This is a genomic window from Pseudomonas sp. M2 (genome assembly GCF_015751845.1).
In the GTDB taxonomy this organism is placed as follows: Bacteria; Pseudomonadota; Gammaproteobacteria; order Pseudomonadales; family Pseudomonadaceae; genus Aquipseudomonas; species Aquipseudomonas putida_E.
In genome coordinates, this window is record NZ_JADOUD010000001.1 from 1228583 (window position 1) to 1249156 (window position 20574).

Below are 20574 nucleotides of genomic sequence, written 5' to 3' on the forward strand. Positions count from 1 at the left end.
CAACCGTCTGAGGGGAAATCCCGATGAATTACAACTGGGACTGGGGCGTGTTCTTCAAGTCCACCGGCGTGGGCAGCGAAACCTATCTGGACTGGTACATCACCGGCCTGGGCTGGACCATCGCCATCGCCATTTCCGCCTGGATCATCGCGCTGCTGCTGGGCTCGCTCCTTGGCGTCATGCGTACCGTGCCGAACCGCCTGGTATCGGGTATCGCAACCGCCTACGTGGAGCTGTTCCGCAACGTGCCGCTGCTGGTGCAACTGTTCATCTGGTACTTCCTGGTACCAGACCTGCTGCCTGAGGGCCTGCAGGTATGGTTCAAGCAGGACCTCAACCCGACCACCTCGGCATTGATCAGCGTGGTCATCTGCCTGGGCCTGTTCACCGCAGCCCGCGTCTGCGAACAGGTACGCACCGGCATCCAGGCACTGCCGCGCGGTCAGGAAGCTGCCGCCCGCGCCATGGGCTTCAGCCTGCCGCAGATCTATAACAACGTGCTGTTGCCTCAAGCGTACCGGATCATCATTCCGCCGCTCACCTCCGAGTTCCTCAACGTGTTCAAGAACTCTTCGGTAGCCTCGCTGATCGGCCTGATGGAGCTGCTGGCACAGACCAAGCAGACCGCTGAGTTTTCCGCCAACCTGTTCGAGGCGTTCACCCTGGCTACGCTGATCTACTTCACCCTGAACATGGGCCTGATGCTGCTCATGCGTCTGGTCGAGAAGAAAGTCGCCGTGCCTGGCCTGATTTCCGTGGGGGGCAAGTAAATGGAAATGGATTTCAGCGAAATCATCCCGGCCCTGCCTGCCCTCTGGGAAGGTATGGTCATGACCCTCAAGCTGATGGTCATGGGCGTGATCGGCGGTATCGTGCTGGGCACACTCCTGGCATTGATGCGCTTGTCGTCGAACAAGCTGCTCTCGAACATCGCCGGTGCCTACGTCAACTACTTCCGCTCGATCCCGCTGCTGCTGGTGATCACCTGGTTCTATCTGGCGGTGCCGTTCGTGCTGCGCTGGATCACCGGCGAGGACACCCCGGTGGGTGCCTTCACCTCCTGCGTGGTCGCCTTCATGATGTTCGAGGCCGCGTACTTCTGCGAAATCGTCCGCGCCGGCGTGCAGTCGATCTCCAAAGGCCAGATGGGCGCGGCACAGGCACTGGGCATGAACTACGCCCAGACCATGCGCCTGATCATCCTGCCCCAGGCCTTCCGCAAGATGACCCCGCTGCTGCTGCAGCAGAGCATCATCCTGTTCCAGGACACCTCGCTGGTCTACACCGTGGGCCTGGTGGACTTCCTCAACTCGGCACGTTCCAACGGCGACATCATCGGGCGCTCCCATGAGTTCCTGATCTTCGCCGGGGTCGTCTACTTCCTCATCAGCTTCTCCGCTTCGTGGCTGGTCAAGCGCCTGCAAAAAAGGATCACCGTATGATTTCCATCAAGAACGTCAACAAGTGGTACGGCGACTTCCAGGTACTGACCGACTGCAGCACCGAGGTCAAGAAAGGTGAAGTGGTGGTGGTGTGCGGCCCTTCGGGCTCTGGTAAATCCACGCTGATCAAGTGCGTCAACGCCCTGGAGCCGTTCCAGAAGGGCGACATCGTGGTCGATGGCACCTCGATTGCCGACCCCAAGACCAACCTGCCCAAATTGCGCTCGCGGGTCGGCATGGTGTTCCAGCACTTCGAGCTGTTCCCGCACCTGACCATCACCGAGAACCTGACCATCGCCCAGCGCAAGGTACTGGGCCGCAGCGAAGCGGAGGCCACCAAGAAGGGCCTGGCCCTGCTCGAACGGGTCGGCCTCAGCGCCCATGCCAAGAAGCACCCCGGCCAGCTCTCTGGTGGCCAGCAGCAACGTGTGGCGATCGCCCGCGCCCTGGCCATGGACCCGATCGTCATGCTGTTCGACGAGCCGACCTCTGCGCTGGACCCGGAAATGGTCAGCGAGGTGCTGGATGTGATGGTGCAGCTGGCCAACGAAGGCATGACCATGATGTGCGTGACCCACGAGATGGGCTTTGCCCGCAAGGTCGCCAACCGGGTCATCTTCATGGACAAGGGCTGCATCATCGAAGACTGCACCAAGGAAGAGTTCTTCGGTGACCAGGGTACCCGCGACCAACGCACCCAGCACTTCCTCAGCAAGATCCTGCAACACTAAGCCGGCCACAGTATCTGCTGCCCCGGGCCCCACCGGGCAGCGGATGCTGGTCGTGACAAGGCCACTGTGATGAAATGCGACCCCTCGCTACTTCTCCCTGCCAAGCCTGCCGTGAAATCCCGCCTGATCCGCCAATTGCTGCTGCCGCCCCTGATCATCCTGCTGATGGTCGGGCTGGGCCTGTCTGGCTACCTGATCAGCGAAAGCAATGGCATACGCGCCCTTAGTGAAAACGGCGAGCGCCAGCTGGAGTTGCACGCGCGTACGGTCGAGAGTGAAATCAGCAAGTACACCTACCTGCCGAGCCTGCTGGAGCTGGAAGACAGCGTCTCGCACCTGCTCACCGACCCAGACGGCGGCTCACGCCAGGCCGTCAACGAATACCTCGAAGGCCTCAACCGCCGCAGCCGCAGCCGGGCTATCTTCGTGCTCGATACCAATGGCCGGGTACAGGCCACCAGCAACTGGCGCGATGCCGACTCGTTCCTCGGTGAAGACCTGTCCTTCCGCGCCTATTTCCAGACCGCCGTGCGCGGCGAGCCGGGCCGTTTCTACGGCATTGGCAGCACCACCGGCGAGGCCGGCTATTACCTGGCCCATGGCCTGGAAGAACACGGCAAGATCATCGGCGTGGCGGTGATCAAGGTGCGCCTGGACACCTTGGAAGAACGCTGGCAACGCGCCCGCCTGGAAGCGTTCGTCAGCGACGAAAACGGCATCATCATCCTCTCCAGCGACCCGGCGCGGCGCCTGAAGTCGGTGCGCCCCATGACCCCGCAGATCAAGGAGCGCCTGGCGCGCAGCCTGCAATATTACTGGTGGCCGCTGAACGAGCTGCAGCCGCTGGCCCGCGAGACGCTGGCCGATGGCGTAGAGAAGCTGACCTTCCCGGCCAACAGTGAAACCGCCCACGGCAAAGCGCAGGAGGTGGCCTACCTGGCGCAAACCCGGCGCCTGGTGGATACCCCCTGGCATTTCACCCTGCTCACTCCCCTGCAGGACCTGCGCCGCGAATCGATGGTGCAAGGCATTCTGGTAGGCGTGGCGTTCGCCCTGCTGGCGATCCTGGGTATCGCCTGGAACGAGCGGCGCAAGGTGATCGCCACCCGCCTGGCTGCACGCGAAGCGCTCGAAGAAGCCAACAGCCAGCTGGAGCGGCGCATTGCCGAGCGCACCGCCGACCTGCGCGCCAGCAACGAAAGGCTCAAGGGGCAGATCCGTGAACGCCGTCACGCCGAGCAAACCCTGCGCCACGCCCAGGACGAACTGGTTCAGGCCGGCAAATTGGCAGCCATCGGGCAGATGTCCACCAGCATCGCCCACGAGCTCAACCAGCCGCTGGCGGCGCTGCGGACACTGTCCGGCAACACCGTGCGCTTTCTCGAACGCGGCGCGCTGGACACCGCCAGTACCAACCTGCGCACCATGAACGAACTGATCGACCGCATGGGCCGCATCACCGCCAGCCTGCGTTCGTTCGCCCGGCGTGGTGACGACCGCGGCCAGGCATCGCTGGCCAAGGCCGTGGAGGCCACCTTGCAGGTGCTGGCCAGTCGCATCAGTGGCTGCCACCTGAAGCTGCACAGCCAGTTCGACGACCTGCAACTGGCCATTGACCAGACCCGCCTGGAGCAGATTCTGGTCAACCTGATCGGCAATGCCCTGGACGCCATGGCTGCCCAGCCGGCACCTGAGCTTTGGCTGGAAGGCGAGTTGCAAGGCGACAAGTACCGCCTGCGGGTACGCGACAATGGCCACGGCATCGATGACGAGGCGCGCAAGCACCTGTTCGAACCCTTCTTCACCACCAAACCGGGCGAACACGGCCTGGGCCTGGGCCTGACCCTGTCGGCGAGCCTTGCCGCCGCCGCCAAGGGCAGCCTCAACGTCGAGCACCCTGTCAGTGGCGGAACGGCCTTCGTTCTCGCCCTGCCGCTGGTGTCCCCCCCTAATGAATCGGCAGAGCTCCCATGAACCAAGCGCCTCTTACCGTCCTGATCGTTGAAGACGACCCGCATGTGCTGCTCGGCTGCCAGCAGGCGCTGGCCCTGGAAGACATCGCCTGCGAGGGTGTCGGTAGCGCCGAACAGGCGCTGGAACGGATCGGTGATGACTTCGCCGGCATCGTCGTCAGTGACATCCGCCTGCCGGGCATCGACGGCCTGGAACTGCTCAACCGCCTCAAGGCGCGCGACCGCAGCCTGCCGGTGGTACTGATCACCGGCCATGGCGATATCGACATGGCCGTCGGCGCCATGCGCAATGGTGCCTACGACTTCATGGAGAAGCCCTTTTCGCCGGAACGCCTGGTCGACGTGGTGCGCCGCGCGCTCGAACAGCGCGGGCTATCGCGCGAAGTGCTGGCCCTGCGCCGCCAACTGGCCGAACAGAGCAGCCTGGAAGGCCGCATCATCGGCCGCTCGCCCGCCATGGAGCAATTGCGTGAGCTGATCGCTAACGTTGCCGACACCTCGGCCAACGTGCTGATCGAAGGCGAGACCGGTACCGGCAAAGAGCTGGTCGCCCGTTGCCTGCACGATTTCAGCCGGCGCCAGAACCAACCGTTTGTGGCGCTCAATTGTGGCGGCCTGCCGGAAAACCTGTTCGAGAGCGAAATCTTTGGCCACGAGGCCAACGCTTTCACCGGCGCAGGCAAGCGCCGTATCGGCAAGATCGAGCACGCCAATGGCGGTACCTTGTTCCTCGATGAAGTCGAGAGCATGCCGATCAACCTGCAGATCAAACTGCTGCGGGTACTGCAGGAGCGCACCCTGGAGCGCCTGGGCTCGAACCAGAGCATTGCGGTGGACTGCCGGGTGATCGCCGCAACCAAGGCCGACCTCGACCAGCTCGGCCAGAGTGGGCAGTTCCGCAGCGACCTGTACTACCGCCTCAACGTGGTAACCCTGGAGTTGCCGCCACTGCGCGAGCGCCGTGAAGATATCCTGCAACTGTTCGAACACTTCCTGCAGCAGTCGGCGCTGCGCTTCGACCGGGACATGCCGACACTGGACAGCCAGACCCTGTCGCGCCTGATGGCCCATGACTGGCCCGGCAATGTGCGGGAACTGCGCAACGTTGCCGAGCGCTATGCCCTGGGCCTGCCAGCGTTCAAGAAAGGCCCGAGCGGTGGCGCCAGCCAAGGGTTGGGCTTTGCCGAAGCGGTAGAGGCGTTCGAGCGCAATCTGCTCAGCGATGCCCTGCAACGCACCGGCGGCAACCTCAGCCAGGCCAGCCAGGAGCTGGGCATGGCCAAGACCACGCTGTTCGACAAAGTGAAAAAGTACGGGCTGGGCTGAACGTCTGCGAGAGGAAGGCCTACGCCACTTTCATAACCCGGCAATATGTGTCACGTCCTCGCGATGTGACTGCAGGTAAGGCAGCACGGCCCCCAGCAACGGTGCCTTGAAGGGCTCCTGGAACCGATGTGCCAACCCCGGGATCAGCCGCAGCTGGCTACCGCGGATATGCGCCGCCAGGTGCACCCCATGCATCACCGGCAACAAAGGGTCAGCCGTCCCATGCACCACCAATGTCGGTACGCGCAGCTGGTTGAGCAGCGCTACCCGGCTTGGCTCGGCCAGGATCGCCATGATCTGACGCTTGGCACCTTCAGGGTTGAACGCCCGGTCATAGGCCTGCGCGGCCTGCTGTACCAAAGCGGCCCGGTCATCATGCACCTGGGGGCTGCCCAACGCCGCCAGCAGGTCGGCCTGCTGCTCGATGGCCACTTCCCGAGTCGGCGCACTGCGCCGGGCCAGCAACTGCACCAGCGCTGGGGCTGGCGCCGGCAGGCCTGCAGCGCCAGAACTGGACATGACCAGTGTCAGGCTGCGCACCCGCTCCGGCGCCATTGCAGCCATGTGCTGGGCGATCATCCCACCCATGCTGACACCCAGAACATGGAATTGACCAATCCCCAATGTGTCCATCAGGCGCAGCCCGTCACCCGCCATGTCGGTCAGCGTATAGGGCGCGGCAACCGGCAGGCCGAACTTGTAGCGCAACAGCTCGACCGTGAGATTGGCCGAGGGAGGCTGTTGGTTCCAGCGCGACAGGCCAACGTCACGGTTGTCGTAGCGAATGACCCGAAAGCCTTGTCGACACAAGGCCTCGACCACATCATCCGGCCAGTGGATCAGTTGCCCACCCAAGCCCATGACCAGCAGCAAAGCCGGGTCCCGTGGCGCGCCGACACTTTGGTAAACCAGGCTCAGATCGCCTGCTTCGGCCCGTTGGACCGGTACTTGAGTGTCACAACGCTGATCGGCGAAGCTCGCCGGCACGCTGACAAGGAACAAGAAAAAAAGCAAAAAAGCCCGCATGAAAGAAACACCAGAATGCAGATCCCCAGTAGAGCGCGAGTCTGATGAAATTTGTTCGGGCGCGCTGCCACAGTTCCGTGACAGTTTGATGAAGCCCGCCCAGTGGTGCGGCGCAAGGTCCAGTCGACAGCGGGACCAACATGAGGGAAACTCAACTCATTCTCTGTTCACTCAAATTATGCTCTCGGAGTCAGCCGTGCTGGAGATCCGCCACCTGAAAACCCTTCATGCCCTGCGCGAGGCCGATAGCCTGGTGGAGGCTGCCGAGCGTCTGCACCTGACCCAGTCGGCGCTGTCGCATCAGTTCAAGGAGCTTGAAGAACGCCTGGGCCTGCCGCTGTTCGCACGCAAGACCAAACCTATCCGCTTCACCAGCGCCGGCCTGCGCTTGCTGCAACTGGCAGATGCCACCCTGCCGCTGCTGCGTGGTGCGGAACGTGACATCGCCCGCCTGGCCGGGGGTACTGCCGGGCGCCTGCACATGGCCATCGAATGCCACAGCTGCTTCCAATGGCTGATGCCCACCATCGACCAGTTCCGTGATGCTTGGCCGGAAGTGGAGCTGGACCTGGCTTCGGGCTTCGCATTCGCGCCGCTGCCCGCCCTCGCCCGTGGCGACCTGGACCTGGTAGTGACCTCCGACCCACTGGACCTTGCCGGCATCACTTACGTGCCGCTGTTCACCTATGAAGCCATGCTCGCCGTGGCCAACCAGCACCCGCTGGCCAGCAAGCCTTACATCGTGCCCCAGGATCTGCTCGACCAGACGCTGATCACCTACCCGGTGGAGCGCGACCGGCTGGACATCTTCACCCGCTTCCTGGAACCAGCCGACATCGAGCCGGCGGCCGTACGCACCTCGGAGCTGACGGTGATGATGATGCAACTGGTGGCCAGCGGCCGCGGAGTGTGTGGCATGCCGCACTGGGCGCTGCATGAGTACAGTTCGCGCGGGTATGTGAAGGGCAAGCGCCTGGGCGAGAAAGGCCTGTTCGCCACACTCTATGCGGGAGTACGCACCGACATGCTCGACGCTCCCTACATGCGCGACTTCCTGCTCACCGCCAAGGACACCTCGTTCGCCACGCTCGATGGGGTCAGCGCGGTACGCTGAGGGCCTTGCGGTAGAGCGGCAGTATCAGGTCGCGGGTCAGCGGCGCCAGCTCAGGCATCGGTGCCTGGTCAGCGGCCAGCCAGATCACTTCCTCGATTTCCGCCGCCGGGACCACGGCCTCGGCGCTGTCGACCCGGAACAGCTCGGCCTGCACCTCAAAGCCGGGCTCGTTGGCGGCCGGTGCGCTGAAACGGCCCAGCGGGATGGCCCGAGCAGGGTCAATGCGCAACCCTAATTCCTCATGCAGTTCGCGCACCAGTGCGTCCAGCGGCGTTTCACCCGCATCGATCTTGCCCCCAGGCTGCATGAACGCCTGAGTACCACGTTTGCGTACCAGCAGGGTTCGACCCAGTGGGTCGATCAACAGGGCAGCGGCGATGCGGATAACATTGGGCATGGTCAGGCTCACTCAGAAAAGCCCGTGAGGATCCCATGGAGCCCTGTCGCCGGCAAGCCGGCTTCACAGACGAACGGTCCCTTGCCAATCTGCCAGCGACCCTCCATAACCTTCTCATGAACCTGCCTGCCCAACAGCACCCGGTGCTTGAGCTGTTCCTCCCCGCCATCGGCACCTGGTTCCGTCGCCATTTCGCCACGGTCACCGACGCCCAGGCCCGCGCCTGGCCGTTGATTCACGCCCGCCAATCGATGCTGCTGGCCGCGCCGACCGGCTCGGGCAAAACCTTGAGCGCCTTTCTCGCGGTGCTCGACGAGCTGTTCCGTGAGGGCCTTGAACACAACGGCGAACTGCCCGCGCAAACCCAGGTAGTGTACGTTTCGCCGCTCAAGGCACTGTCCAATGACATTCGCCTGAACCTGCAGGCGCCGCTCGAAGGCATCAGCCAGGCACTGCTAGACCAGGGGCTGACGCCGCCGCGCATCACCACTGCCGTACGCACCGGCGACACACCGCAAAAAGAACGCGCGGCCATGCGCAAACTGGCCCCGCACATCCTCGTGACCACGCCTGAGTCGCTCTACGTGCTGATGGGCTCTGCCTCGGGCCGCGCTGGCTTGAGCGGCGTGCACACGGTGATCGTCGATGAGATTCACGCCTTGGCCGGCAACAAGCGCGGCGCTCACTTGGCACTGACGCTGGAGCGCCTCCAAGCGCTCACCGGGCGGGGGCTGCGGCGCATAGGGTTGTCTGCCACCCAGCGCCCGGTGGAGCGCGTGGCCGCGTTCCTGGCCGGCCACCAACGACCTTGCGCAATCGTCGATATCGGCCACGCCCGCCAGCGCGACCTTGCCCTTGAAGTGCCCCCCGTGCCCTTGGGCGCGGTCATGGCCACGGATGTGTGGAACCTGGTCTACGATCGCCTGGCAGCTCTGGCCCGTGAACACCGCACCACGTTGGTATTCGTCAACACTCGGCGCCTGGCCGAACGCCTCACCCGCCACCTCAGCGACCGCCTTGGCAAAGAGGCCGTGGCCGCACACCACGGCAGCCTGGCCAAGGAGCTGCGCCTGGATGCGGAGCAGCGCCTGAAAAACGGCCAGTTGCAGGTGCTGGTCGCCACGGCTTCCCTGGAGCTGGGTATCGATATCGGTGATGTCGACCTGGTTTGCCAGATCGCCTCGCCAGGCTCCATCGCCGCGTTCTTGCAGCGGGTCGGCCGCTCCGGGCACCAGGTCGAAGGCATCCCCAAAGGGCGCCTGTTCGCCACCTCGCGGGATGACCTGATCGAGTGCACGGCCCTGCTCGACTGTGTGCAACAGGGCGAGCTCGAGCAGTTGCACATACCCCATGCGCCACTGGACGTACTGGCCCAGCAGATCGTCGCCGAAACCAGCAACCAGCCGTGGCAGGAACAGGCATTGTTCGACTGCCTGCGCAAGGCAACGCCCTACACCGGGCTGGACACCAAGCATTACCAAGCGCTGCTAAGCATGCTCGCCGAAGGCTACAACGGACGCCAAGGCATTCGCAGCGCCTACCTGCACCGCGACGCGGTGAGCGGCACATTGCGCGGGCGCCGCGGTAGCCAGCTGACCGCGCTCACCAGCGGCGGCACCATCCCCGAAACCGCCGACTACGCTGTGCTGCTGGAGCCGCAGGCGCTGAACATCGGCAGCGTCAACGAAGACTTTGCCGTGGAGAGCATTGCTGGCGACATCTTTCAGTTGGGCAATGCGTCCTATCGGATCCTGCGGGTGGAACCCGGCCGGGTAAGGGTCGAAGACGCCCACGGCCTGCCGCCGACCATTCCGTTCTGGCTAGGAGAGGCGCCGGGACGCAGTGACGAATTGTCCGCCGCCGTTGCCCGCCTGCAGGCACGTATCGATGAGCAACTGGGGCTGAGTAACGGCGCTTTCGCCCCAGTGCTGTCATGGCTGCAAAGTACTTATGCACTGGACGAGGCCTGCGCCAGCCAACTGCTCGATTACCTGGGGCGTACCCGTGAAGTGCTGGGCGCCCTGCCCTCGCAACACACGCTGGTGATGGAGCGCTTCTTCGACGAGTCCGGTGGCACCCAGTTGATCATCCATTCGCCCTACGGCAGCCGCATCAACCGCGCCTGGGGCCTGGCGCTGCGCAAACGCTTCTGCCGCACGTTCAATTTCGAATTGCAGGCGGCAGCCAGCGAGGACGCCATCGTGCTGTCACTGTCGACCAGCCACAGTTTCGAGCTGGACGAAGTCTGGCGCTACCTGTCCAGCCGCAACGCCGAGCACATTCTCATCCAGGCCCTGCTCGATGCGCCCTTGTTCGGGGTGCGCTGGCGTTGGAACGCGGCAGTGGCAATGGCCTTGCCGCGCTACGTCGGGGGACGCAAGGTGGCGCCGCAGATCCAGCGAATGAAAAGCGAAGACCTGATTGCCGCCGTGTTCCCCGACCAGATCGCCTGCCTGGAAAACATCGTCGGTGAACGGCAAATCCCGGATCACCCGCTGATCGAGCAGACCCTCGACGACTGCCTGCACGAAGCCATGGACAGCGAGGGCTGGATGGCACTGTTGAGGCGCATGGAAAGCGGCCAGGTGCGCTTGCTGAGCCGCGACCTGCCGGCCCCCTCGCCGCTGGCCTCGGCCATCCTCAACGCCAGGCCATATGCGTTCCTTGATGATGCACCGCTGGAGGAGCGCCGAACCCAGGCGGTACTCAACCGACGCTGGAACGAGGTGCACAGTGGCGACGACCTGGGCGCGCTGGACGCCGATGCCATCAGCGCTGTCCAGGCAGAGGCCTGGCCGCAACCCGGCAGCGCCGACGAAATGCACGAAGCCTTGATGAGCCTGGGCGCCATCAGCCAGCACGAAGTCCAGGCCAACCCGACCTGGGGCTTGCTGCTCAGGCAACTGGCCAAGGCGGGCCGGGCGTTACGCTTGCCCGACGAACACCTGTGGCTGGCCCGCGAGCGCCTGAGCCTGCTCCAAGCGCTGTATCCGGATGCACGTCTGGAGCCCGCCCTCCACGTGCTCCCCGGCTTCGACCAGGCCCTGGACCCGGACAGTGCACTGAGCGAGCTGCTGCGCGCCCGCCTGAGCGGCCACGGCCCGCTGACCCTGGCGCAGATCGCGGCACCACTGGGCAAGCCGCAGGCAGCCATCGAACAGGCACTGGCCCGCCTGGAAGCAGAGGGCTACGTACTGCGCGGCCAGTTCAGCCCAGGTGAGGTGCAACGGCAATGGTGCGAACGCCACCTGTTGGCGCGTATCCATCGCTACACAGTCAAACGCCTGCGCCGGGAGATCGAGCCGGTAAGCCTGCAGGACTTCATGCGCTTTGTGTTTGACTGGCAGCACCTTGCGGCCGACGAAAAATTGCGTGGGCCGCACGCTGTGGCCGAGGTGCTTGAGCAGTTGCAGGGTTTCCCAGCCGCGGCCGGCGCCTGGGAGGCAGAGCTGCTGCCGGCACGGATCAAGGACTACAGCATTCACTGGCTCGACGAGGCGTGCCGTAGCGGGCAGTTCGCCTGGAGCCGCCTGGCGGGCAAAGTGTCGAGCAGTACGCTGGCGAGTACGCCGCTGGTGCTGTTGCCACGTCAACACCTGGGCTTGTGGCGCAGCCTTGTACCTGCGCCGGCTCTGGACGAGCTAAGCCCGCGTGCGCAACGTGTGCATCAGGTATTGCAGGCGCATGGCGCTCTGTTCTTCGACGAACTGACCCAGCAAGCCCACTTGTTGCCCAGCGAGCTGGAAACGGCGTTACAGGAATTGGTCGGTTCGGGCCTTGCAAGTGCCGACAGCTTTACCGGGCTGCGTAGCCTTATCACCCCGGCGGCAAAGCGCTCATCGCGCAACAGCCGGCGCGGCCATGCGCCGATTTCCACCAGCATGGCGCACGCCGGGCGCTGGGCGCTGTTACGCAGGGGCAATGCCGAAGTGGACGACGGGCAACGGTTGGAACACCTCGCCCGCACCCTGTTAAGACGCTATGGCGTGATCTGCTGGCGGCTGCTGGAGCGCGAGAGTGATGTGCTGCCACCCTGGCGTGAGCTGCTGCGCTGCTGCCACCGGCTTGAGGCGCGCGGCGAGATTCGCGGCGGGCGCTTCATCGCCGGCTTGGCCGGGGAGCAGTTCGCCCTGCCCGAAGCGGTCGGGCTGCTGCGCCAGGTACGCCGGCGCGAGATGGAGGGCGCGCTGGTGGTGGTCAGTGCCAGTGACCCACTGAACCTGATCGGGTCGCTGCTGCCCGGAGCGAAGGTGCCGGCGGCCGGTGGCAATCGTGTGTTGTACCGCGATGGCGTGCCGGTGGCAGTGCGAGTTGCCAACCGCTACGCCTACCTGGTGCAAGCGACGAATGAAGAGCAGCAACGGTGGCGGCAGAAACTGCTGCGCGAATGATTTTCGATACCCCGATTTTCATGTTCAGCGCTGCGCAACCGGGCTATGGTCGGGGTTTGCCCCAGGCCCTGAGCCTGACCGCGCCATCGTAAGGACCCCGTATGAGCCTGTCACTTCTCAGTCGCTATGCCGTGTTTGCCGCCTGTGTTCTGTTCACCGTGGCGAGCCTGCCGTTCCTGAACCATGAATGGCTGTGGCCGTTCACCCTGATTACGGCCGTGCTCAGCCTGATCGGTTTGTTCGACCTGCTGCAGCAACGCCACGCGGTACGCCGCAACTACCCGATACTGGGCAACATCCGCTACCTGGTCGAGGGCATTCGCCCGGAGATCCGCCAGTACCTGCTGGAAGCCGACAGCGATGCCCTGCCCTTCTCCCGCGCCCAGCGCTCGCTGGTGTACGCGCGGGCCAAGAACGAAGCGTCGGACAAGCCCTTCGGTACGCTGATCGACGTGTACGAGTCTGGCTTCGAGTTCATCGGCCACTCCATGCGCCCGGCCCCGCTGGCCGACCCCTCAAGCTTCCGGATCATCATTGGCGGACCGCAGTGCAGCCAGCCCTATTCGGCATCGATCTTCAACATTTCCGCCATGAGCTTTGGCTCGCTGAGTGCCAATGCCATCCGCGCGCTCAACCAAGGGGCCAAGCTGGGCAACTTCCACCATGACACCGGCGAAGGCAGCATCAGCCCCTACCACCGCGAACACGGCGGCGACCTGGTGTGGGAACTGGGCAGCGGCTACTTCGGCTGCCGCACAGCGGACGGGCGCTTCGACCCCGAGCGTTTTGCCGCCCAGGCGCGCAGCCCGCAGGTGCGGATGATCGAGATCAAGATGAGCCAGGGCGCCAAGCCCGGCCACGGCGGCATCCTGCCCAAGCACAAGGTCACCCGGGAAATCGCCGAGACCCGCGGCATTGTCATGGGTGAGGACTGCATCTCGCCATCCCGCCACAGCGCGTTCTCCACACCCATCGAGATGATGCAGTTCATCGCCCGTCTCCGTGAGCTGTCCGGCGGCAAGCCGGTGGGCTTCAAGTTCTGCCTGGGCCACCCGTGGGAATTCATGGGCATCGCCAAGGCCATGCTGGAAACAGGCATCCTGCCCGACTTCATCGTGGTCGATGGCAAGGAAGGTGGTACCGGTGCCGCACCGGTGGAGTTCACCGACCATATCGGTGTGCCGCTGCGCGAAGGGCTGCTGTTCGTGCACAACACCCTGGTCGGCCTGAACCTGCGCGACAAGATCAAGCTTGGCGCCAGCGGCAAGATCGTCAGCGCCTTCGACATCGCCAGCGTGCTGGCCATCGGTGCCGACTGGGCCAACTCTGCTCGCGGCTTCATGTTCGCCATCGGCTGCATCCAGTCGCAGAGTTGCCATACCAACAAATGCCCCACGGGCGTGGCCACACAAGACCCGTTGCGCCAGCGTGCGCTGGTGGTCCCGGACAAAGCCCAGCGGGTCGTGAACTTCCACCACAACACCTTGCGCGCCCTGGCAGAAATGCTCGCAGCGGCCGGCCTGGAACACCCCGCGCAACTGGAAGCCAAGCACTTGGTGCGGCGCGTGTCGGCTACCGAAATCAAGCTGTTCTCGCAGATGCATGTGTTCTTGAAGCCGGGGGAGTTGCTGACTGGCGAGGTGGACGGGCAGTTCTATTCGCGGATGTGGCAGCTGGCGCGGGCGGACAGCTTCGAGCCGCACAGTGAGGTGGCGGCCTGATAGACCCCTGGGGCTGCTGCGCAGCCCTTTCGCGACACAAGGCCGCTCCTACCGGGATACGCTATCTGCTGTTGTGTCGCGAAAGGGCCGCAAAGCGGCCCCGGCTATCTCACATCAGGAAGCGTTACCGGCTACACCCTGTAGTTCTTTCGGCGCCAGGCGGAACGCGTAGTACAGCACCGTCAGCAGCACCAGGAACGCCGGGCCAATGTACAGCGCCACACGGGTATCCTCGAAGTACGCCATCAAGCCAACCACCAGCACCAGGAAGCCCAGCGCCAGGTAGGAACTGAGCGGCCACAGCCACATGCGGTACTTCAAGCCCTTGCGCTCGGCGGCCGACAGCCCGGCGCGGAACTTGAGCTGCGCCAGCAGGATCATCACCCAGGTCCAGATCGCGCCGAAGGTGGCGATCGACGTCACCCAGACGAACACCTTCTCTGGCACCAGGTAGTTGGCCAGCACCCCCAGCAGCAAGGCACCGATGGACAGCAGCAGCGCGTTACGTGGCACGCCGTTTTTCGAAGTACGGGCAAAGACGGCTGGCGCCTGGCCATTTTGCGCCAGGCTGTAGAGCATGCGCCCGGTGCTGAAGATACCGCCGTTGCAGGACGACAGCGCGGCAGTGATCACCACGAAATTGATGATGCCGGCTGCTGTCTTGATACCCAGGCGCTCGAAGGTCATGACGAACGGGCTGCCCTGGCTGCCGATTTCATTCCACGGGTAGATCGACAGGATCACGAACAAGGCACCGACGTAGAACAGCAGAATGCGCCAGAACACCGAGCCAATGGCCTGCGGGATGGTTTTTTGCGGGTTGCGGGCTTCGCCGGCAGTCAGGCCGATCATTTCCACGCCCAGGTAGGCGAACATCACCATCTGCAGCGACATCAGTACACCGGTCACGCCATTGGGCATGAACCCGCCATTGCTCCACAGGTTGGAGATACCGACTGCCACACCGTCGTTGCCCAGGCCGAAGGCGATGATGCCGATGCCGCCCAGGACCATGGCGATGATGGTGACGATCTTGATCAAGGCAAACCAGAATTCGAACTCGCCGAAAGCCTTGACCGCGATCAGGTTCACCGCGCCCATGCTGCCCAGCGCCGCCAGGGCCCAGATCCAGCGTGGCACGTCCGGGAACCAGATGCCCATGTAGATGGCCACGGCGGTGATTTCCGCGACGCAGGTCACCAGCCACAGGAACCAGTAGTTCCAACCGGTCAGAAAGCCCGCCAACGGGCCAAGGTAGTCCTGGGCATAGCGGCTGAACGAACCGGCGACAGGGTTGTGCACGGCCATCTCGCCGAGGGCACGCATGATCACCAGGATCGCCAGGCCACCGATGATGTAGGAAAGCATGATCGCGGGGCCGGCCATCTCAATGGCTTTGGCCGAACCGAGGAAAAGACCGACGCCGATACAGGCGCCTAGCGCCATCAGACGGATGTGCCGTTCGCCCAGTTCACGCTTGAGCGGGCCGCCTTGTGCGGTCTCGCCATGGGCAGGGTGGTTGCCGACGGGCATAGCAATACAACCTCATTTTGTTATTGGATTTGACCTTCGTGCAGCGCCGGCCATGCCGATAGGCGTGGCGTTGGCTTGCCAGGCTGGCCTTGTGGGCCGGCCCGTGTGCCGGTGTAGAGCGGCCCGGCAGGGCGAAGGGGCCGAGCAGTATAGGAAGCTCGCTGTAGGGCTTTTCACTATAAATAACTCAAAATTTGGAGAGAAACCCGCAGACCTACCGCTGCCTCCTGGCTCACCCCCACTACCCTAGCAACTTGGTTGTAAGAAGAAACCCACACCAAAGGCGCATATCCCACATGGGGTTTCTGCACTTTCTACAAATTTTTCACCTACTGCCTTCAACGTCTAAGCTTCAGACAAGCAAGACGAAAATACCTGGCCGGATTGAAGACTATGGGCGCACTGTGGCAATCGGAACCATCCAGAACGGAAGCACCCGAAACACCTCTGGCCGACACGCCGCAGCCAAAGTCCCCACGTCAGCGTCGGCTTTGGTGGCGGCTGATCCTGCTGATCCTGCTGGTGGCGATCACCACCATCGGCTTTGCCGCCTATGACGAGTTCCGTACGTCCGACCTGCAGTCCCGCGAGTTCAGCAAGCTGGCCAGCACCCTTACCTATTCACTGCAGCCGGGGCCCAGTGACGCCATCGTCTACCCCGGCGAGGGGCCGTTCGACAAACGTCTGGGCTATAGCGCGCTGGGCGAGTTCCTGCCGCGCCTGCTCAAGCGCGACTACCTGATCAGCGAGCAGGTACGGTTTTCGCCTGCCTTGATGAACTACGTGGACCACGGCCTGTTCGCGCCCTACATCGAGAAAATCCAGGCCGGATTGTCGATCATCGATTGCCGCGGCGACACGCTGTACCAGTACAACTACCCGCAATACCTGTATCCGAACTTCGCCGCAATCCCACCGGTGATGGTCAACAGCCTGCTGTTCATCGAAAACCGCGACCTGCTGGACCCGAAGGACCCGAAAAACAACCCGGCAGTCGACTGGCCGCGCTTCGCCAAGGCCGCCTACAGCCAGGTGGCCAAATACCTGGCCTTGCCCGGCCAGTCCGCCGGTGGCAGCACGCTGGCCACGCAGCTGGAAAAATACCGCCATTCACCGGACGGCCTGACGGTCTCCGGTGCCGAGAAGATCCGCCAGATGATTTCCGCCAGCGTGCGCGCCTACCAGGGCGGGCCTGATACCACCGAGGCACGCCAGCGCATCGTGCGCGACTACCTCAACAGCGTGCCGCTGTCGGCGGTGCCCGGCCATGGTGAAGTGCATGGCATGGCCGAAGGCCTGCGTGTGTGGTACGGCGCCGATTTCGACCAGGTCAACCAGGCCCTCACCTCGACCGCGACAGACCCCGAAAGCATGGCCGCACGTGGCTTGGCATTGCGTCAGGTGCTGTCGTTGATGATCGCCCAGCGCCGCCCCTCGCATTACCTGACCAAGGGCCGCGTCGAACTGGCCGAACTCACTGATTCGCACATCCGCGTGCTCGCTGGCAACGGCATCATCGAGCGCGCCCTGGCCGACGCAGCGCTGGCCAGCAAGGCGCTGTACCGCGACTGGGTGGCACAACCGACCATCGTTCCGATCATCACCAACAAAGGCATCAGCCTGGCTCGCAACCGCCTGTCAGGCATGCTCAACCGCCCGCTGTATGACCTGGACCGCCTTGACCTCTCGGCAACGAGCACCTTGCAGGCCGACCTTCAGCTCCAGGTCAGCCAGTACCTGAAGAACCTCTCCGACCCTGAATTCGCTGCGCAGATCGGCCTGATCGGTGAGCGCCTGCTGACCAGCAAGACCACCGACCAGGTGCGCTACAGCTTCACCTTGTTCGAACGCACCGTCGATGGCTCACGGGTGCGGGTACAGACTGACAGCACCGACCAGCCCTTCGACATCAACGAAGGCAGCAAGCTTGAACTGGGCTCGACGGCCAAGCTGCGGGTGCTCACCACCTATCTGCAGATCATCGCCGAACTGCACGACAAGTACGCTGGCATGCCCGCCGCCGAGCTGAAGAAGGTCGAGGTCGCCGAGCTCGATCGCATCACCCAATGGTCACTGGAATGGCTGGCGCTGAACAGCAAGAACCAGAGCCTGGATGCCATGCTCGACGCAGCCCTGGAGCGCAAGTACTCGGCCAACACCGGCGAAGCGTTCTTCACCGGCGGCGGCATGCACGTGTTCAACAACTTCCGCAAGGAGGACAACAGGCGCAACCCGACCCTCAAAGAAGCCCTGCGCGAGTCGATCAACCTGCCCTTCATTCGCCTGATGCGCGACCTGGTGCGCTACGTGACCTACCAGCAGCCATTCAACCGCGTGCCGCTGCTCAAGGACGATTCGGACCCGCGCCGCCAGGAATACCTGGCACGCTTTGCCGACAAGGAAGGCACCAGCTACCTGATGCGCTTCTGGAGGAAGTACCAGCGCAAAACCTCCCAGCAACGCCTGGATACGTTCCTCGACAGCATGCGCGTCACGCCGCAGCGCCTGGCCGCAGTACACCGCTATCTGTTCCCGGCGGCTGGCCAGGAAACCTTCAATGCATTTGTTCGCGCGCATATCAAGGAAAACAAGGTCGCCCTGAACAGGCTCACCGATGGCCGTCTGGCAGAGATGTACGAGGCCTACGGCCCCGGCAAATATGACCTGCCTGACCAAGGCTACATCGCCAAGGTTCACCCGCTGGACCTGTGGCTGCTCGGCTACCTGCTGAGGAACCCGAGCGCCTCGCTGACCGAGATGGTCAACGCCAGCCGCTTCGAGCGTCAGGAAGTCTATGGCTGGCTGTTCAAGAGCCGCCACCAGGGTGCCCGGGACAGCCGTATCCGCACCATGGTGGAAATCGAAGCCTTCCTCGATATTCACCAGCGCTGGAAGAGCGTGGGTTACCCCTTCGATCACCTGGTGCCGTCACTGGCCACCGCCATCGGCAGCTCCGGCGACCGTCCTGCGGCTCTGTCCGAGCTGGTCGGCATCATTCAGAACGACGGTGTGCGCCTGCCCACACTGCGCATCGATACGCTGCACTTCGCCGCCGATACGCCCTACGAAACCAGGCTGAACAGCGACCCCGACCGTGGCCAGCGAATTCTCCCGGTGGAAGTGGCCCGGGCACTCAAAGGCGCCATGTCGCAAGTGGTCGACGCAGGTACGGCGCGGCGTATTTCCGGCAGCTTCAAGCTGCAGGACGGCACCCCGCTGGTGATGGGCGGCAAGACCGGTACAGGCGACAACCGCATCGAAAGCTTCGGCGCCGGGGGCCGGTTGATCGGCTCGCGTTCGCTGAACCGCACCGCCACCTTCGTGTTTTTCCTCGGCGACAACCACTTCGGCACGCTGACCGCCTTCGTGCCAGGGCGCTCTGCGGAGGCGTTCAAGTTCACCTCGGCGCTGCCTGTGCAGGTGCTCAAGGGGATGGCGCCCATCCTCATGCCGTACCTTGAGCCTGGCAATCCGAACGCGTGCAAACCGCCGCAGGTTGCGATGCTTGCGAGTGACCCATCTAAAATTTAAATGATAACCATCGGCATTTGACCGCTTGTGTTTAGATATATCTTGAGTAATATCTTGCGATATATCTAAACACACGGAGCCTCGCTGCCATGCGTGAACATTCCGCCCACGACCCCTTCGAACGCCGCCCCGGCCGGGGTGAACGCGGTCCAAGGGTATTCGCCCCCGGCGACCTCAAGCTGTTGATGCTGTCGCTGCTGGCCGAGCAACCTGGCCACGGCTATGACCTGATCCGCCAGATCGAGAACTTGTTCGATGGCAGCTACACGCCCAGCCCCGGGGTTATCTACCCCACCCTCAACTTTCTCGAGGAAGCAGAGCTGATCAGCGGCCAGGTGCAAGGCGGCAAACGGCTCTACGCCATTACCCAGGCCGGCCGCACCGCCCTGGCTGATCAAGCCGTGGCCCTGGACGGCGTGCGCATGCGCATTGAAGTCAGCAAGCGCGCCCTGCGTGGCCACGACCGCCCGCCAGAAATTCACGAAGCGGTCGGCAACCTGCGCCATGCCCTGCACATGCACAGCGGCCGCTGGACAGCGGAAGAAATCGAACGGGTCCGCACCCTGCTCAACGACACTGCCAAGGCCATCGCCGCCGGGCCGGCCGCCCCTGCCACGGAGAACCTCCATGAGTGACACCATCCACCGCGTCAATCACGAAATCCGCCAGCGCCGCCTGCAGGTACTGCGGGTTACCGACCTCACCCCACGCATGCGCCGCATCACCCTCAAAGGCGCCGAGCTGGAAGGCTTCACCAGCCTGGGCAGTGACGACCACATCAAGCTGCTGTTCGCCGAAACAGCCGAACAACAACAGGCCATCGACGCCCGCAATATGGGCCGCGACGGCGGCGCGCGGCCTACCATGCGCGAATACACGCCGCGGCGCATCGACCTGGTCAATCATGAACTGGACATCGATTTCGTCCTGCATGGCGATGGCCCTGCATCAACCTGGGCTGCACAGGCTGCACCGGGGCAGACGCTGAACATTGCCGGGCCACGGGCTTCGATGGTGGTCCCGGATATCTTCGACAGCTACCTGCTCATTGGTGACGAAACAGCCATTCCGGCCATCGGGCGACGCCTTGAAGAACTGCCAGCAGGCCGGCGGGTGCTGGCGGTCATCCAGATCGAGGATGAGCAGGAGCGCCAACCTCTGCCGAGCAAGGCTGAAGTGGAAGTCATCTGGGTGAAGCGGGATGAGGATTTACTGGCGCTGGTGCAGGGGTTGAACTTGCCTGAGGGCAAGCTGTACAGCTGGGTGGCACTGGAGAAATCGCTGACCCGGCAGGCCAAGGCGCTGCTGCTGGAGAAAGGTGCGCCGGAAGATGCCCTCAAAGCGGCTGCCTACTGGCGGGCAGAAGGGACAGCGGACGACGAGTGATGT

At 63.7% G+C, this 20574-nt stretch carries 14 protein-coding genes; 11 read left to right on the plus strand and 3 right to left on the minus strand.

The genetic code is table 11. The annotated features are described in order from the left end of the window. Window positions 1–23 precede the first annotated feature (23 nt). The 5 genes from IWW33_RS05820 (at window position 24) to IWW33_RS05840 (ending at window position 5472) form a co-directional block, all read left to right on the plus strand. Window positions 24–770 carry an amino acid ABC transporter permease gene (locus IWW33_RS05820; RefSeq protein ID WP_046787772.1) on the plus strand — a complete coding sequence of 249 codons (747 nt, stop codon included), beginning with the start codon at window positions 24–26 and terminating at the stop codon, window positions 768–770. Continuing rightward, window positions 771–1442 (plus strand): ABC transporter permease subunit, encoded by a 672-nt coding sequence (locus tag IWW33_RS05825; protein WP_012313017.1) that lies wholly within the window; start codon window positions 771–773, stop codon window positions 1440–1442. Beyond that, window positions 1439–2173: an amino acid ABC transporter ATP-binding protein gene (locus IWW33_RS05830; protein ID WP_174142054.1), complete on the plus strand. Its 735-nt coding sequence runs from the start codon at window positions 1439–1441 to the stop codon at window positions 2171–2173. Before IWW33_RS05825 ends, IWW33_RS05830 begins: the two co-directional genes overlap by 4 nt. 69 nt (window positions 2174–2242) lie before the next feature. Beyond that, window positions 2243–4147, plus strand: a complete 1905-nt coding sequence (locus IWW33_RS05835; protein WP_174142055.1) for an ATP-binding protein — start codon at window positions 2243–2245, stop codon at window positions 4145–4147. Then, the gene (locus IWW33_RS05840; protein ID WP_046787775.1) at window positions 4144–5472 is read left to right on the plus strand and encodes a sigma-54 dependent transcriptional regulator; all 1329 of its coding nucleotides are present in this window, start codon (window positions 4144–4146) and stop codon (window positions 5470–5472) included. Before IWW33_RS05835 ends, IWW33_RS05840 begins: the two co-directional genes overlap by 4 nt. Window positions 5473–5502: 30 nt before the next feature. Here the strand turns inward: IWW33_RS05840 and IWW33_RS05845 are convergent, their stop codons facing one another. Next, window positions 5503–6498 carry an alpha/beta hydrolase gene (locus IWW33_RS05845; RefSeq protein ID WP_119688358.1) on the minus strand — a complete coding sequence of 332 codons (996 nt, stop codon included), beginning with the start codon at window positions 6496–6498 and terminating at the stop codon, window positions 5503–5505. Window positions 6499–6694: 196 nt separating this feature from the next. On the opposite strand from IWW33_RS05845, the gene metR reads away from it, so the two are divergent. Next, window positions 6695–7612, plus strand: a complete 918-nt coding sequence (gene metR / locus IWW33_RS05850; protein WP_012313012.1) for a transcriptional regulator MetR — start codon at window positions 6695–6697, stop codon at window positions 7610–7612. Here the strand turns inward: metR and IWW33_RS05855 are convergent. Further along, the gene (locus tag IWW33_RS05855) at window positions 7596–8009 is read right to left on the minus strand and encodes an NUDIX domain-containing protein (protein ID WP_115273710.1); all 414 of its coding nucleotides are present in this window, start codon (window positions 8007–8009) and stop codon (window positions 7596–7598) included. The genes metR and IWW33_RS05855 overlap by 17 nt on opposite strands. Before the next feature lie 116 nt (window positions 8010–8125). Between IWW33_RS05855 and IWW33_RS05860 the strand changes: the two genes are divergently transcribed. Both IWW33_RS05860 and IWW33_RS05865 read left to right on the plus strand, forming a co-directional pair. Next, a complete protein-coding gene (locus IWW33_RS05860; RefSeq protein ID WP_174142056.1) occupies window positions 8126–12400 on the plus strand; it encodes a DEAD/DEAH box helicase in 4275 nt (1424 codons plus the stop codon). Between the two features lie 101 nt (window positions 12401–12501). Further along, on the plus strand, window positions 12502–14121 hold the full coding sequence (locus tag IWW33_RS05865; protein WP_115273708.1) for an FMN-binding glutamate synthase family protein: 1620 nt from the start codon (window positions 12502–12504) through the stop codon (window positions 14119–14121). Window positions 14122–14235: 114 nt separating this feature from the next. Here IWW33_RS05865 and IWW33_RS05870 read toward each other — a convergent pair whose 3' ends face one another. Next, on the minus strand, window positions 14236–15654 hold the full coding sequence (locus IWW33_RS05870) for an amino acid permease (RefSeq protein WP_115273707.1): 1419 nt from the start codon (window positions 15652–15654) through the stop codon (window positions 14236–14238). Between the two features lie 393 nt (window positions 15655–16047). On the opposite strand from IWW33_RS05870, the gene IWW33_RS05875 reads away from it, so the two are divergent. From IWW33_RS05875 to IWW33_RS05885, 3 genes are all read left to right on the plus strand, one after another. After that, window positions 16048–19185: a transglycosylase domain-containing protein gene (locus IWW33_RS05875; RefSeq protein ID WP_174142057.1), complete on the plus strand. Its 3138-nt coding sequence runs from the start codon at window positions 16048–16050 to the stop codon at window positions 19183–19185. An 89-nt stretch (window positions 19186–19274) separates the two neighbouring features. Further along, the gene (locus IWW33_RS05880) at window positions 19275–19820 is read left to right on the plus strand and encodes a PadR family transcriptional regulator (RefSeq protein WP_174142058.1); all 546 of its coding nucleotides are present in this window, start codon (window positions 19275–19277) and stop codon (window positions 19818–19820) included. Continuing rightward, window positions 19813–20571: a siderophore-interacting protein gene (locus IWW33_RS05885; protein WP_115273705.1), complete on the plus strand. Its 759-nt coding sequence runs from the start codon at window positions 19813–19815 to the stop codon at window positions 20569–20571. The genes IWW33_RS05880 and IWW33_RS05885 overlap by 8 nt, the downstream gene beginning before the upstream one ends. Window positions 20572–20574 lie beyond the last annotated feature (3 nt).